We start from the raw sequence: 14,729 nt of genomic DNA, 5'->3' as shown, positions 1-14,729 counted from the left end.
TTTTAAAAATATTGTATATTAAATCATATGAAATTCATTAAGGAGTTCAAGGCCTTTATAATGCGGGGTAACGTGGTTGATCTGGCCGTGGCAGTCGTTGTCGGTGGCGCTTTCGGCAAGATCGTTTCCTCTTTAGTAGCTGACATCGTCATGCCGCTTTTGGGCTTATTGATCGGTGGGGTTAATTTCACCGATATTAAAGTTTCCCTCAAAGCTGCCACTAACAGTCACCCGGCAATTATTATGAATTTAGGTGTTTTCCTGCAGAATATTTTCGACTTCCTAGTGATTTCAGCGGCCATTTTCATCGCCATCAAACTGCTAATGAGATTGAGGCGCTTGAAACCAGAGCCCGAGGCCCCGGCCAAGGAACCGGAATTAAGCAAACAAGAAAAGTTATTGACTGAAATTAGAGATTTACTGAAGAAATAGAAGATATATATTTAAAAAAAATCCCTGGACGGAATCCTAGGGATTTTTTTATTGCTGTCAGTCATCACGGAAACAAGACTTCGGCAATATTTATCAAAAGGCGGGTCTATACTATAATAGTATTGCTATTATTAATAAAATATCAATTATATGGAAGCAAGCTTTATATTATTCAGTCTTTTGATCCTGGGTATTGTCGTTATTATTTTTTTATTGCTACGTAAGCAGGGCAGCGGGGATACTGAAAAATTAGTTGTTCTAGCAGAGAAGCTTAATCAGCTTAATGAACAGAATCGGGAATTACGCCAAGAGTTAGATCGCAAGTTATCGGAAACGCATAAGGCGAGCCAAGCACAATTCGGGCAGACAACCCAGATCATTCAGAGTATTACTGGTCAGTCAGCTAAACTAATATCGGAAGTGACCGAGAAGTTGACCAAATTAGATGAGACTAACAAACAGGTGGTTAATTTTTCCGCTCAGCTTCAGAATTTGCAGGATATTCTCAAGAACCCGAAACAGCGAGGAGTCCTGGGGGAATATTTTTTAGAAGAAACCCTAAAGAATGTCCTGCCGCCTAATTCGTATGAGATGCAGTATAAATTAGGCAAGGATGAACGCAGCGGCAAGGACTTGATAGTGGATGCAGTCGTTTTTGTTAAAGACAAGCTTATTCCGATCGACGCTAAGTTTTCTCTGGAGAATTATGAGAGGATCCTAGACGCGAAAGATAGGGAGACTAGAGAAAAATTAGAGCAGAATTTCAAGCAAGACTTGAAAAACCGGATCGATGAAACTTCGAAGTATATACTACCAGGCAAAAAAACCATGGAATTCGCTTTCATGTTCATACCATCCGAGGCGATTTACTATGACTTATTGATCAATAAGGTTGGCGCGGTCAAAGTTAACACGAGAGATCTGATCGAGTACGCCTATCGCGACAAAAAAGTTATTATCGTTTCTCCGACTTCTTTCCTAGCATATCTGCAGACTGTTTTACAGGGTTTGAAAGCTATGAAGATAGAAGAGAGCGCTAAGGAGATAAAGGCTAATATCGAAAAATTAGGGAAGCACATGCTGAGCTACGAGGAATTCTTGAAAAAATTAGGTCTGAGCATGTCTACCACGGTTAATCATTATAATAACGCTTACCTGGAATTCCGAAAGATGGATAAGGATATCATGAAAATAACTGGAGGAGACAGCCGGGTCGAAGCCCTGCAGATTGAAAGGCCTAAAGGGCAGTAGGGTCATCGTTTTTTATGGCAGATAATCTTGGTAGTAATCAATATGATTTAGAGCCGGCCATTGTAAAAGTTTTGGCCTGGTTTGATTTGTTTGATTATCCCCTGACTGCTTATGAGATTTGGCAATATTTAACAGTAAAGATCGATTTGGGCGATTTGTTGGTGTTTTTAAATTCCAGCTCAGCCGTCTCCGATTGGCAGGAAAAAAATGGTTTTTATTTTTTATCTGGTCGCGAAGATATCATCAGTTTACGCTTGGCCCGCTATAATTATACGGATCGGAAATTGAAGATTGCCCTCAGGGTGTCGGCTTGGTTCCGCCTCCTGCCTTTTGTCAGGATGATCGCGGTAGCTAATCTGATTGGCGCCCACAATCTGCGCGAGGGTAGCGATATCGATTTGTTTGTCATCACCTCACCTGGCCGGATTTGGCTGTCTAGATTATTTTGCGCTGGTTTGGCCAAGATTTTGCGTTTGCGGCCCAATTCCCAGACTAAACGGGATAAGATCTGCCTAAGCTTCTATGTCAGTGAAACTAACTTGGATTTAAAAAGCTTCCGTCTAGACGAAAATGATTTTTATTTTAACTATTGGTTGGCGGGTTTAGTGCCCATTTACGATCAATCGGGAGTCTATAATCAATTTATCCGCGCCAACCACTGGCTCAGGTTAATTTTTCCTAATTTTATCTGGCCGCAAGCCAGTCCGAGGCGCCAGTTGAGACCACTTAAGCTTTTTCCCGATAGCAGGATTTTCTCTAGCTGGGAAAGCTTGGCTCGTCGTTGGCAGATTAAGATAATGCCTCGAGCTTTAAAGTCGATAATGAACCAAGATAGCCGAGTGATAATTAGCGATCAGGTTATTAAGCTTTATCTCTCGGATCGGCGAGAAGAGTTAAGAAACAAATTTTGGGATAAAATAAAAAAATATGGGAGCGCTTAAGAGAATCATTGTCTATCTAAGCTATTTAGCAGTTTTTCTTTTGCCTTGGCAAACTAAATTAATTTTGCGTCCTAGCTTCTCTAATTATAACGAGATTAGCTTGTATGTTTGGGAATCTGTTCTGGTTATTTTATTGCTTTGTTTTGCTGTTTATAAATTGAAATACGGACAGATTAGATGGAAACTATCAATCAAGGGAATTGGTTTGCCGGTTTATTTACTATTAGCTTGGAATCTATTTACTTTAATTTCTATTTTTTTCGCGTCTGATAAGCTCTTAGCTTGGAATTATTATCTTTTGTTCATTTTAGGAATCGGGTTATGGTTATTTTTTCAGGATAAGGGGATAAATCTAAGCCGTTTTAAGATAGTCGTCGGTCTCTTAGCTAGTTTAAGCTTGCAAGCGATCTTAGCTATCAGTCAGTTTTTATTACAGACTACTTGGGCCTGCAAATACCTCGGTTTGAGTTTCCATGACTCTGGATTACCGGGGGCTTCTGTTGTTGAAAGCTCCTTCGGCCGTTGGTTGAGGGCTTATGGTGGCTTCGATCATCCTAATATTCTGGGCGGAGTCATGGTATTTGTCTTATTGCTGTCAGCTTACTATATCATCAATTTGCCTGACCGGGGCAGTAAAAGCCGGTGGCGCTCCAGTCTTTTCTTTTGGCTGGCCTATTTCCTGGGCTTAAGCGCCTTATTATTTTCTTTTTCTCGGGCGGCGCTTTTAGCTTATCTAGCCGCCATGTTTATATTCGCCGTTTTTTATATCACCAAGAAAGCCTGGAATAATCTGGCTAAGTTGGCCGCCTTAGCTTTCTTGTCCTTGGTTTTATGCGGGGCTCTCTGTTTTCCTTTTAGGGAAATCTGGTTTAACCGCTGGCAGGCCTCAGGGCGCTTGGAAGAAAAATCAATTAATGAAAGGCAGACATATTTATATCAAGCCGCTAATCTGATCAGGCAGCGACCTTACTTCGGAATCGGGCGCGGTAATTACGTGGCTAATTTAGGGGATGAAGAATCCTATCCGCAACCAGTCCATAATGTTTTTATTTTAGCTTGGGCGGAAATCGGCGTGTTCGGCTTTGCGGCCTTCGCACTTTGGTTGTTTTATAGCTTGAAAAAAACCAGCGCGACTGAAGTTGGCGCTGGTTTTATTGTGGCTTTAGCGGTACTCATGTTTTTTGATCATTGGCTTTGGAGCCTGCCTTTTGGTATTATCTTTTTTTGGCTAGTTTTAGCTTTGATTTGGTAATTTTTTTGCAGGAATAACAAGTCTTTTTCTAATCTTCCAAGAATTTTGAGAGTTTGTGACTGGTTCATCCTAGCCGATTTTTTGCAGTCTTGTTTTATCAAGCTAAGAACGGTCGCAATCGTGCCGAAATAGTCATCATTTTTAACGTGAAATCTAACGCTAGCCTCATCATGGATAATCAGGGTGACCGGTTTGATATTATATTTTTTATTCTTTATCTCTTTCACAGCTAAAGGATGCTAATAAATTTATTTTTAGCGATGATTAAGTGGTCCAAAATTTCTATTTCTAATATTTTGCCCGCTTCAATCAATTGGCTGGTGATTTCTTGGTCAGCTCTAGTAGCCTTGAGGCTGCCGGAGGGGTGGTTGTGAGCGATAATCACCGCTACCGCTGAGTATTCTAACGCCGGCTTAAAGACTTCCCGAGGGTGGACTAAGCTGGACGTCAGAGTGCCCAGAGAAATTACTTCATCGTGTACTAACTGATAGCGACTGTTAAGGTATAAACCGCGGAATTGCTCTTTCTGGAGCAGGCCCATATCTTTGAGGTGGGAAAAAGCTTGAGAGGCATTACGAATCGTGATTGAACCGCCTGGAGTTTTCAGGAAAAAGCGTCGGCCTAATTCAAAACAAGCGACAATCTGACAGGCTTTGATTTCTGGGATTTTTAATTCCTTGGCGATCGCCTTGGGATCTTTTTGGTGGACTATAGCTTTTTCTCCATACTCTCTCAATAAACGGGAAGACATGGAAAAAACTTCTTCCTTTTTGGTGCCGACGCCTAAGACTACCGCCAAGAGTTCGGCGGCTGATAGGGCGCCTGGACCGCTATCGAGTAATTTTTCCCGAGGTTTTTCGCTGTCTGGCAAATCCTTAATCCGACTAATCTTATATTGCCGTAGTAGTTTGTCTTCTGATTTCAAGACGAAATCCCGGTCTTTGATTTTATAAGCCATATATTTCATTTATTCGTCTATTAATTATATCAGAAACATGATAAATTTAAAGGGTTAACATAAATCATTTATTTCTTTATTTTTTCAGAGAGTAAAATAAAGTCCCATTAAAATATGAATAACTATAAGTTAAAAAGGCTGGCTAATGGCTTGCCCATCATCAGTTTGCCGGTACCGAGCATGAAGACGGCGACGATTTTGGTGATGTTTAAGACAGGTTCGAAATATGAAGACCGCCGGACTAGCGGTTTGTCCCATTTTTTAGAGCACATGTTCTTCAAGGGAACGGAAAAATACCCGGACACCCTCTCTTTATCTAGCGCTTTGGATGAAATCGGTGCAGAGTATAACGCTTTCACTAGTAAGGAATATACCGGTTATTTCATTAAGACGGCGAGTGCCAAGATGCCGGTAGCGGTTAATATCATTCACGAGCTGCTGGAGAAATCTAAATTTGACGCCACGGAAATCGAACGGGAAAAGGGTGTGATAATCGAGGAATTCAATATGTACCAAGATAATCCCTTGATGTTGATCGAGGATATCTTGGAAGAATGCCTTTATGGCGATACGCCCGCTGGTTGGTCGACTATCGGCACCAAGAAAACGATTAAGAGTTTCAAGCGCCAGGATTTTATAGATTACTTTAAGCGTCAATATGGATCTAAGTCCATGTACATTCTTTTAGCCGGCGCTTGGCCTAAAGATTTGGACCGTAAATTGAGGCAATTATTTGAATCGGTTAAGAGGAATAAATGGCAAGATAAGCCGCTTATCAAAGATAAACAAAATGCCCCGCAGGTTAAGGTACATTATAAGAAAACAGACCAGGTTACCCTGTCTCTAGCGGTGCGTGCCTTCCCGGATGGCGACCCAGACGAATCAGCCCTAGGTATTTTAAGTATTATCTTGGGCGGCTCAATGAGTTCCCGCTTGTTCATTAATTTGCGTGAACGGCAAGGCTTAGCCTATCATGTCCGCACCATGACCGAACTCAGCTCTGACGCCGGTTATCTGACTACTCGCGCCGGCGTACCTTTACTGAAATTAGAGCAGTCTATCAAGACGATCTTGGGAGAGTATAAAAAAATCAGCTTAGAGGCGGTGCCTGCCAAAGAGTTAAAGAAGGCGAAAGATTTCTATGTCAGCCACCTGACCATGCAGCTGGAATCATCCGATGATATCGCTAGTTTCTATGGTCGCCAGGTTATTATGCCAAGTCCTGTAGTTAAGCCTTCCGAAATGATCAGAAAAATCAAAGCGGTTAAAGCCGAGGACATAAAGCGTGTCGCCAAGAGGATCTTTATCAGTCGCCACTTAAATCTGGCTCTGATCGGTGACATCAAAAATCCGGCCAGGCTCAAGAAGATATTGCATTTTTAGGTTGAGCTAGGAAATCATTTAATATAATTCCGCCCGAAAATAAGGCGGAATTTTATTAAACCCGAAAGTTATTTCTTATTTGCCAATTAAGCTTAAAAGCTATAGAATTAATGTGAACTCAATAACCTAAAATTCTTATAATGGCCGATTTATTAGCCAATTTAAACCATAAACAACGGGCTGCCGTCAAGCATACCAGCGGCCCTCTTTTGGTTATTGCCGGCGCCGGTACCGGCAAGACCACCGTCTTGATCAACCGTCTCCTATATTTGATTCAAGAGGTCGGTCTCAAAGCCGATGAAATTCTCCTAACTACTTTTACCGAGAAGGCCGTGGGTGAACTAACTGAAAGAGCCGACCGCCTCTTGCCTTATGGCTATACTGATCTTTGGATTTATACTTTCCATGGCTTGTGTGAAAGGCTTCTGCGTGAACATGCTTTAGATATCGGCTTGAATCCGGATTTTAAATTACTAAATACGACCGAACAATGGATATTGATTAAGAAGAATCTCGATGATTTCGATTTGAATTATTATCGCCCTCTCGGCAACCCGACTAAGTTTATCGCCGAACTTATCAAACATTTTTCTCGCCTTAAAGATGAGGATATCTCAGCCGCTGAATATTTGGCATATGCTGAGAATTTAGAATCAGACCGGGATAGGCGTTTAAGCGGAGCGGTTAAAGCCAAAAAAGCCTCGAGGGCAAAAAAAATTAGTTCGGATGACGACAGAGAAGAGACTGATGAAATAGAAGTCGAACGCCTCCGGGAATTAGCGAATGCTTTCCACGTGTATAATCAGTTACTGTTAAAAAATAATTTTTTGGATTTCGGCGACCTAATCATCTACACCCTGAAGCTTTTTCGCGATCGCCCTAATATTCTCCAGTTTTATCAACGGAAGTTCAAGCAAATAATGGTGGATGAATTTCAGGACACTAACTACGCTCAGTATGAATTAATGAAGTTATTGGCCGCTGGTCATAATAACTTGCTAGTCACTGGAGATGATGATCAGGCGGTATATCGTTTCCGCGGAGCCTCAATCGCTAATATCATGCAATTTAAAGATGATTATCCTCAGGCCCAGGAAGTCCTTTTGACTGATAATTACCGCTCTAACCAGGAAATCCTGGATTATGCCTATCATTTTATCCAAAATAATAATCCCAACCGTTTGGAAACTAAATTGGGCTTGGATAAGAAGATTAAGGCAAAGGGCGAGAAGGCGGAAAAACCATCTTCCAAAAAATCCCAGGTTAGTTTCCATAATTTTGCGACGGAAACCGAAGAAGCTTCTTTCGTTTCCGGGAGCATCAAAGACATTTATCAAGCTGATAAAGAGACCGCCTGGTCAGATTTTGCTATTCTGGTCCGCTCTAATGCCATTGCCGATAAATTCGTCAAAGAGTTGAATCGTCATAATATTCCTAATGAGTTCGTATCCTTGCGCGGGCTTTATTACAAACCCATAATCTTGGATTGTTTGGCTTATTTGAAGCTATTAGACAACTATCATGAGTCGTCTGCTTTGTTCAGGGTTCTGAACATGGAGGTCTTTAAAGTTTCTTATCCCGACTTGATTACAATCAACAAGTTTGCCCGGCGTAAGGTCTGGTCTTTATATGAAACTCTAAAGAATGCGGCCGCTATTCCTGAAATTAGCCCTGAATCTCTCCAAAATATCAATAAGCTTCTGGGCATGATAGAGAAGCAATCGACTTTAGCGGTGGGCGGCAAGACATCTCGTATTTTCTTGGAGTTCGTAAAAGATTCCGGCTTATTAAAACGCCTGGATCGCGATCGTGACGTAAAAATTTATTCTTATCTCAATCAGTTCTATAAGAAAATCAAGAAAGCGGAAGAGGCCGACCTGGATTTGAAACTTAAAGACTTCCGACAAATGATGGACTTGGAACTTGAATCCGGCGAAAGCGGTTCTTTGGCGCGTGATTTTGAAGATGCTGATGTCGTTAAGATAATGACCGTCCACGCCGCTAAAGGTTTGGAATTCAAATACGTCTTTCTGCCTAATTTAGTTGATAAGCAGTTTCCAAGCATCCATCGCGGAGAGAAGATTGAGTTACCGGAGCCTTTAGTGAGAGAAAAGACAACAAGCAGCAGTGATTTTCATCTGGAAGAAGAGCGCCGTCTCTTCTATGTCGCCTTAACCAGAGCTAAAGACGAACTTTATCTGACAGCCGCCAAAGATTATGGCGGGGCTCGGGAGAAAAAACCCTCAAAATTCATCACTGAGATGGGAATAGTCGCAGATAGCCCAGTTAACTTAGATGTTAAAGGTAGCGATTTAATAAAAGATTTGGAAGGCTTGGATAAAATTCAAGAAGAAAGCGTCAAATTAGCTCTGCCTGATAAGTTTTCTTTTTCCCAGTTTGCTGCTTATAGCTCTTGCCCCTTACAATATAAATTCGCTTTCCTCCTCAAGATTCCGGCCGCTACCAAGAATCAGTTTATTTTTGGCCAGCTTATCCATCGCAGCCTTTATGAATTCTTGTTGCCGCTGGTCAGCGCGCCTCAGGCTAGTTTGTTCGGGAAAGATTCTATTCCGGTATTAAAAAAAGAAAACCTGCTCAAGCTTTATCGGGATAATTTTAGCCCCGAGAATTGGGAAAGCGCCGGGGATAGAGAAAAATATTATCGGGAAGGTGAAAAAAATCTCGCCTTATTCTTCGATAGTTTTCTGAAAGACTCTTTACCGCAGATATTATTTTTAGAGAAAAGCTTTACGATCAAGATTAATAAGGAAGTCATTAAGGGAACGATTGACCGGATTGATAAATTACCTGATGGCACTTGTGAGATTGCTGATTATAAGACGGGTAGCCCGAAAAAGACCTTGGACTATGCGGCTAAACGCCAGCTGTTCTTGTATCAGATAGTCGCCGAAGAGCTTTTAGGCCTAAAAGTCTCCTCGCTGGCCTTCTATTATTTACAGGATGGCAGCAAATTTGTTTTTAGCGCTAAAGATAAGGATCTGGAAAAGTTCAAGCTAGAGATAAGGGAGATTATCGAGGCAATTAAGAGATATGATTTTTCCCCGACCCCGGATGAGATTACTTGTCGCTATTGTGACTTTAATGACATTTGTGAATTTAGGAAGATTTAAATATCAATTATATGAAGATAGACGAAGAACGCTTGATTTCACCAGTAGCCAAGGGTGGCGAAGATGCCTTCGATTTGAGCTTGCGCCCTAAAACTTTAGCTGAGTATATTGGTCAAGAAAAAATCAAGGCTAATTTAGAGATTACCATCGCTGCCGCCCAGAAAAGGAGCGAGCCCATCGAACACGTTCTGTTATATGGTGCTCCCGGTTTAGGCAAAACCACCTTGGCTCACGTTATCGCTAACGAAATCGGCGCTAATATCCGCGTTACTTCCGGTCCAGCCATCGAGAAGGCTGGTGACTTAGCAGCTATTTTAACCAACCTGGCTCCAGGCGATATTTTATTCATTGATGAGATTCATCGTTTGAACAAGACAATTGAAGAGGTTCTTTATCCGGCTATGGAAGATTACGCTTTAGATATTATTATCGGCAAAGGTCCGAGCGCCCGGACCCTGAGATTGGACCTGCCTCGTTTTACAATTATCGGCGCCACCACCATGGCCAGCCTATTATCTTCGCCGCTCCGCGACCGTTTTGGTTTGACCCATCATCTTAACTTCTATGAAATAAGCGATATAGAAAAGATTATCAGCCGGAGCGCTAAGATTTTAGGAGCTTCAATTGAACCTCAAGCTGCTATAAATATTGCCCAAAGATCCAGGCGCACACCACGCATCGCTAACCGTCTCCTAAAAAGAGTGCGCGATTATTGCGAAGTTAAAGGTGATGGAGTCATTTCTCAGGGTTTATGCTTAGAGGCGCTGGACATGTTGGAAGTTGATACTTTGGGCCTAGATTCAGTCGATCGCAAATTGATGGAAACCATTATTGATAAATTCAAGGGCGGTCCAGTGGGCCTTAATACTTTAGCGGCGGCTACAGGCGAAGAGATGGATACGATTGAAAATATATATGAACCATATCTGATGCAACTTGGCTTTTTAGACCGTTCGCCTCGAGGCAGAATAGTCACTGATTTAGGCTATAGGCATCTGGGCTTAAAGCCACTTGGCGTGGATAAGTTAGTGTAAAAATAGCTGTTCATGAGTTATATATTGACATTAATTTAATTTTGTGCTGTAATTGTTCTATTAGAATCGGCCTTTAATAAATATTCTGCTTTAGCGATTAGCAATCTAAAATGTTAGATTTTTGACCGCTGTTGCAGAATCAATAATGATTTGAGAGCAGTTAAATCAGTAACAAGTTTCAAGAACGTAAAACCAAAAGAAACGAGTTACAAAATACAGGAGGACTGACAATGTCAACTCTTTATTCCGTTGGAGCTATGAACCAATTGGGCGATGCTCTGGAAAAAGCCGGTTTCACCCCTGACGAGGTGACCAAACTGAAACAATTTGCTGAGCTTGGTAAGATCAGGGATCTGTTGGCCGGCTTGGCTACAATTTCTTATCCTGAGCATCTCATCGACTGTGATGCTGCACCTTTTGTGCCCGACGGCTTGTCTGTTGAAGAACATAAAAAAAGTGGGTTGTTAAAATTTGTTCCTACTAGAGCTGCTCTTTATTTGTCTAAGAGGCAGAAGACAGGCTATATCTGCGGTCACGATTTAAGAAAAGAATTGGCCGCCAAGCCGGTGATGAACGCCAATGTTTTGGATTACCTCTTTGCTCATCCTGAGCTGATCCCGGAGTCCTGGAAGGGTAAAGCTATCTTTTTTTGGGGAACGATTTATCGTGACCCGAATGGTGCTTTGTATGTCCGTTGCCTCGGCTGGCGCGGCTCCGAGTGGTCTCGGTTCTACTTCTTACTTGGCGGCGACTTCAGCTCTGGCCACCCGGCCGCTCTCGCAAGTTGAGCTTAGGACTTAGTCCCTCGGCTCTTTGAATTTTTGTTCTTGGACCTTGGTTTATAAATATACATTTTGTATAACCAAGGTCCTTTTTTAAAATAAAATATTGTGTCATTATAGAAATGATTAAGGTGAATCTGCGAGCGGCCAAGGTTTCGCGTGGCCTAGTTAGTATTTTTATTTATATTTTTTATGCCCCTAACTCTCAGCGATTTCAACTACAATCTTCCGCCGGGTTTGATTGCTCAGAATCCGGCTAAGCCGCGCAACCATTCGCGGCTTTTGGTTTTGGATAAAAGAGGCGGTGATATTAAGCATGATTATTTTTATAATATATTTGAATATTTATGCCCCGGCGATGTTTTGGTGGTCAATAATTCTAAAGTTTTTCCAGCCCGTCTTATCGGCAAGACGGAGCTTGGCGGCGGGCAGAGAGAAATATTTTTGCATCATCAGCTTAATCACAACCGTTGGGAGTGTTTAGTAAAGGGGCGAACAAAGATTGGTTTAAAAGTTAATTTTTCCGGAAAGCTGCAAGCGACTTTAACAAAAGATAGAGGCGATGGTACCTGGGAAGTAGAATTCAATCAAAGCGGCCAGAAATTTTTGGATTTAGTCGATCGGATCGGGCAAGTTCCTCTGCCTCCCTATATTAAGAGAGACGGGCAGAAAAATAATGATAAGCAATCTTATCAAACCGTTTATGCCGATGAAAAGAAACGAGGCTCGGTGGCGGCGCCGACAGCCGGCCTTCATTTTACGCCAGCTCTTTTAAGGAAGATTAAAAAGATGGGAGTTGAGGTCTTGGCTGTTACTCTTCATGTCGGTCTGGGGACCTTCGCGACCGTCAAGAGCGAGAATATATCTGAGCATGAAATGCATAGTGAGTTGGTTGAGATGAAGACTCTTGTCCAAAAAAAGATTTTAAAAGCTAAAAGCGAGGGACGGCGGATTGTTGCCGTGGGCACAACTTCGTGCCGGACGCTCGAGACTTGGGGAGGGAAGGTGAATGAACAAAAAAAGATTAAGAGCTTAAAGGATTTTAAGGTTTGGACGAATATTTTCATCTATCCTCCTTATAAGTTTAAAGTTGTTGACGCCTTAATCACTAATTTCCACCTGCCTAAGTCAAGTCTCCTGATGCTGGTGAGCGCTTTAGCGGGCAAGCATAATATTGACAAGGCTTATCAGGCCGCAATTAAGAAGAGATATCGCTTTTTCAGCTATGGAGATGCGATGTTTATTCGCTAAAGATAAGGAAAAAGACCGATTTGATTTTTTTAAATTTTTCTGTTATAGTGTTAATTACGAATTCAAGCTTTTTCAACTTGGATTCTTTACTAATAGATAGTGATATTTTAGAGGAGGATAAATATGTTTAAAAGATTTTTTATTTTTTTGTGGGAGTTTGTTAAAGTAGCGGCGATTTCTTTGGCAATTATCATTCCAGTCCGCTATTTTTTAATCCAACCCTTCTACGTCAAAGGCGCTTCCATGGAGCCCAACTTCCACGACCGCGAATATCTGATTATTGATGAGATAAGCTACCGTTTTCAAGAGCCACAAAGAGGTGAAATCATAGTTTTCCGTTACCCCATGGACCCGCAAGAATATTTCATCAAGAGGCTCATCGGTTTGCCGGGCGAAAGCGTGCAGGTGAAAGACGGGGAAGTCCATATTTATAACCAGGCTAACCCTGACGGTTTCGTCCTTAAAGAAAATTATTTGCCAGCTGATTTAGGTACTTATAGCGCTAGCGATGCCAAGATAAGTTTGGGGCCAGATGAATATTTTGTCTTAGGCGACAATCGTAATGCCTCTAAAGACTCTAGGATTTTTGGTCCTTTGAATAAAAGTTTCATCACGGGACGCGTTTATTTTCGCGGTTACCCCTTTAATAAGATAAAAGTTTTTAAAGATTTGCCTCAATATTAATAAAACCTATGCCTCGACCTAAAAAAAATGCCACCAAGGATAATGCTGTTAAAAAGCCCGAAAAGAAGGCTCAATCTTCTGGTAGGATTTTGGGCATGAAAGATACCCTACCTTCTGACTGGCGCTATTTTAAGGCCGTTTCGGATCGCGCTTATGAATTGGCGGAATATTTTGGCTTTAATTATCTAAAGACTCCTCTGCTAGAAAGCTATGATTTATATAAAAAATCCAGCCGGCGTCCGATTGATAAGGAATTATATTGGGTCGAAGGAGAAAAGGCGGAAAAGATCGTCTTGCGGCCGGAAATAACCCAAGGAATTATCCGGGCCTACCTGGAAAATATCAACCAGTTTACTTTGCCTTTGAAAATCTTTTCCATGGGGCCAATTTTTCGACAGGAAAAGTTGCAATCAGGACGTTATCGTGAATCCAACCAATTGGATTTGGAGATTATCGGTGATAATAAACCGATGGCCGAGGTTGGTTTGATCGCTTTAGCTAATAATTTTTTTAAAGAATTAAAAATTAACGTCCAAGTCCAAGTTAATAGCTTGGGTGGGCCGGAATGCCGCAAGGAGTATAATACCCGTTTGCTTAATTTTTATAAGGAGCGCGGTCGCCGTTCCAAGCTTTGCAATGCTTGCAAGAAGAATCTGGGTAAGAATTCCCTAACCCTTCTGGATTGTAAGGAAGACGCTTGCGCTAAGATGAAAGAAGAGGCGCCGCAGATCGCTGATTATTTAAATGAAGCGAGTCGAGATCATTTCAAAAAAGCCTTAGAGCACTTGGATGAATTAGGTATTAACTATAATTTCAATCCTTATCTAGTGAGAGGTTTGTCATATTATAACGATACAGTATTTGAGTTTTGGCCGGTATCAGAGGATGGCGTCGCTCAGAGCAAATTAGCTTTGGCTGGCGGCGGGCGTTTTGATACTTTGATCGAATCTTTTGGCGGTCCGGCTACTCCAGCCGCTGGCTTAGCAATCGGTTTGGAGAGAACAGTGATTAAGGCTAAAGATAATCGAGATCTATTCTATGTTCCGGCTGACGATATTATTTTTATCGGACAGCTAGGCGAGCAAGCAAAAATAAAATCTTTGTTGTTATTTGAAGATTTAAGGAAGGCCGGATTTAACGTTCGTCATTCTTTCTGTTCTGATAGCTTGAAGAATCAAATGGAAGAAGCGACTAATATGAAGGCTAAATTAAGTTTGATTTTAGGGAAGAAGGAAGTGATGGATGAAACCATTATTATGCGTGATATGGATTCGGCCGTCCAAGAGGTTGTGCCTTATAAGAAAATTAAGGATAAATTAGAGAAAAAAATAAATAGAAAGAGAGGTGTTTTATATGGCTGATTTAAAACGTAAACCAGGAGAAAGTTTTGAAAGTTTCTTGCGTAAGTTCAAGAAGGCCTTGAAGAATAGTAAACGCTTAGAAAAAGCTCGTTCCAAAAAATATTTGGAACCGAAGAAGACTAAGCGCCAGGTCAAGAAGTCTGCCTTGATTAGCTTGGATATGCGCAAAAAGAAAGAATATCTGCGCAAAATCGGGAAACTAGAAGAAACCGTTAATAATCGTTAAGAACATAAAAAAGCTCCGCCTAATAGGTGGAGCTTTTTTTAAT

Annotated in this window: 14 protein-coding genes; 12 read left to right on the top strand and 2 right to left on the bottom strand. The window is 41.5% G+C overall.

Annotated features, from left to right (window positions below; translation table 11 throughout):
- Window positions 1–27 precede the first annotated feature (27 nt).
- The 4 genes from mscL to WC441_03695 all read left to right on the top strand — a co-directional run bounded on the left by mscL (window position 28) and on the right by WC441_03695 (window position 3,876).
- On the top strand, window positions 28–432 hold the full coding sequence (gene mscL, locus WC441_03710; protein MFA5163608.1) for a large-conductance mechanosensitive channel protein MscL: 405 nt from the start codon (window positions 28–30) through the stop codon (window positions 430–432).
- Window positions 433–582: 150 nt separating this feature from the next.
- Complete coding sequence (locus WC441_03705; GenBank protein MFA5163607.1) at window positions 583–1,683, top strand: DNA recombination protein RmuC; 1,101 nt, start codon at window positions 583–585, stop codon at window positions 1,681–1,683.
- 14 nt (window positions 1,684–1,697) lie between these two features.
- Window positions 1,698–2,624: a hypothetical protein gene (locus WC441_03700; GenBank protein MFA5163606.1), complete on the top strand. Its 927-nt coding sequence runs from the start codon at window positions 1,698–1,700 to the stop codon at window positions 2,622–2,624.
- A complete protein-coding gene (locus tag WC441_03695; protein MFA5163605.1) occupies window positions 2,611–3,876 on the top strand; it encodes an O-antigen ligase family protein in 1,266 nt (421 codons plus the stop codon). Before WC441_03700 ends, WC441_03695 begins: the two co-directional genes overlap by 14 nt.
- Here WC441_03695 and WC441_03690 read toward each other — a convergent pair.
- Both WC441_03690 and radC read right to left on the bottom strand, forming a co-directional pair.
- Entirely contained in the window at window positions 3,810–4,103 is a 294-nt protein-coding gene (locus WC441_03690; GenBank protein ID MFA5163604.1) for a hypothetical protein, read from the bottom strand. The genes WC441_03695 and WC441_03690 overlap by 67 nt on opposite strands.
- Window positions 4,104–4,105: 2 nt before the next feature.
- A complete protein-coding gene (gene radC / locus WC441_03685; GenBank protein ID MFA5163603.1) occupies window positions 4,106–4,834 on the bottom strand; it encodes a DNA repair protein RadC in 729 nt (242 codons plus the stop codon).
- Window positions 4,835–4,948: 114 nt separating this feature from the next.
- On the opposite strand from radC, the gene WC441_03680 reads away from it, so the two are divergent.
- From WC441_03680 to WC441_03645, 8 genes are all read left to right on the top strand, one after another.
- The gene (locus WC441_03680; GenBank protein MFA5163602.1) at window positions 4,949–6,217 is read left to right on the top strand and encodes a pitrilysin family protein; all 1,269 of its coding nucleotides are present in this window, start codon (window positions 4,949–4,951) and stop codon (window positions 6,215–6,217) included.
- Window positions 6,218–6,357: 140 nt separating this feature from the next.
- Window positions 6,358–9,348 (top strand): ATP-dependent DNA helicase, encoded by a 2,991-nt coding sequence (locus WC441_03675; GenBank protein ID MFA5163601.1) that lies wholly within the window; start codon window positions 6,358–6,360, stop codon window positions 9,346–9,348.
- Window positions 9,349–9,359: 11 nt separating this feature from the next.
- Window positions 9,360–10,382, top strand: coding sequence for a Holliday junction branch migration DNA helicase RuvB (ruvB, locus tag WC441_03670; protein ID MFA5163600.1), 1,023 nt, complete (start codon window positions 9,360–9,362; stop codon window positions 10,380–10,382).
- 230 nt (window positions 10,383–10,612) lie between these two features.
- Window positions 10,613–11,170 carry a hypothetical protein gene (locus tag WC441_03665; protein ID MFA5163599.1) on the top strand — a complete coding sequence of 186 codons (558 nt, stop codon included), beginning with the start codon at window positions 10,613–10,615 and terminating at the stop codon, window positions 11,168–11,170.
- A 186-nt stretch (window positions 11,171–11,356) separates the two neighbouring features.
- Window positions 11,357–12,415: a tRNA preQ1(34) S-adenosylmethionine ribosyltransferase-isomerase QueA gene (gene queA / locus WC441_03660; protein MFA5163598.1), complete on the top strand. Its 1,059-nt coding sequence runs from the start codon at window positions 11,357–11,359 to the stop codon at window positions 12,413–12,415.
- Window positions 12,416–12,538: 123 nt separating this feature from the next.
- Window positions 12,539–13,099 (top strand): signal peptidase I, encoded by a 561-nt coding sequence (gene lepB / locus WC441_03655; GenBank protein ID MFA5163597.1) that lies wholly within the window; start codon window positions 12,539–12,541, stop codon window positions 13,097–13,099.
- An 8-nt stretch (window positions 13,100–13,107) separates the two neighbouring features.
- Window positions 13,108–14,460: a histidine--tRNA ligase gene (gene hisS / locus WC441_03650; GenBank protein MFA5163596.1), complete on the top strand. Its 1,353-nt coding sequence runs from the start codon at window positions 13,108–13,110 to the stop codon at window positions 14,458–14,460.
- Entirely contained in the window at window positions 14,453–14,686 is a 234-nt protein-coding gene (locus tag WC441_03645) for a hypothetical protein (GenBank protein ID MFA5163595.1), read from the top strand. Before hisS ends, WC441_03645 begins: the two co-directional genes overlap by 8 nt.
- Window positions 14,687–14,729: the final 43 nt, after the last annotated feature.

The organism is Patescibacteria group bacterium (assembly GCA_041651355.1).
Taxonomy (GTDB): Bacteria; Patescibacteriota; Patescibacteriia; order Patescibacteriales; family UBA12465; genus JAPLVX01.
This window is presented reverse-complemented; position numbering and strand designations above follow the sequence as displayed.

Coding starts and splice junctions, on each gene's coding strand:
- mscL (MFA5163608.1), top strand. CDS start 28: ATGAAATTCATTAAGGAGTTCAAGGCCTTTATAATGCGGGGTAACGTG.
- WC441_03705 (MFA5163607.1), top strand. CDS start 583: ATGGAAGCAAGCTTTATATTATTCAGTCTTTTGATCCTGGGTATTGTC.
- WC441_03700 (MFA5163606.1), top strand. CDS start 1,698: ATGGCAGATAATCTTGGTAGTAATCAATATGATTTAGAGCCGGCCATT.
- WC441_03695 (MFA5163605.1), top strand. CDS start 2,611: ATGGGAGCGCTTAAGAGAATCATTGTCTATCTAAGCTATTTAGCAGTT.
- radC (MFA5163603.1), bottom strand. CDS start 4,834: ATGGCTTATAAAATCAAAGACCGGGATTTCGTCTTGAAATCAGAAGAC.
- WC441_03680 (MFA5163602.1), top strand. CDS start 4,949: ATGAATAACTATAAGTTAAAAAGGCTGGCTAATGGCTTGCCCATCATC.
- WC441_03675 (MFA5163601.1), top strand. CDS start 6,358: ATGGCCGATTTATTAGCCAATTTAAACCATAAACAACGGGCTGCCGTC.
- ruvB (MFA5163600.1), top strand. CDS start 9,360: ATGAAGATAGACGAAGAACGCTTGATTTCACCAGTAGCCAAGGGTGGC.
- WC441_03665 (MFA5163599.1), top strand. CDS start 10,613: ATGTCAACTCTTTATTCCGTTGGAGCTATGAACCAATTGGGCGATGCT.
- queA (MFA5163598.1), top strand. CDS start 11,357: ATGCCCCTAACTCTCAGCGATTTCAACTACAATCTTCCGCCGGGTTTG.
- lepB (MFA5163597.1), top strand. CDS start 12,539: ATGTTTAAAAGATTTTTTATTTTTTTGTGGGAGTTTGTTAAAGTAGCG.
- hisS (MFA5163596.1), top strand. CDS start 13,108: ATGCCTCGACCTAAAAAAAATGCCACCAAGGATAATGCTGTTAAAAAG.
- WC441_03645 (MFA5163595.1), top strand. CDS start 14,453: ATGGCTGATTTAAAACGTAAACCAGGAGAAAGTTTTGAAAGTTTCTTG.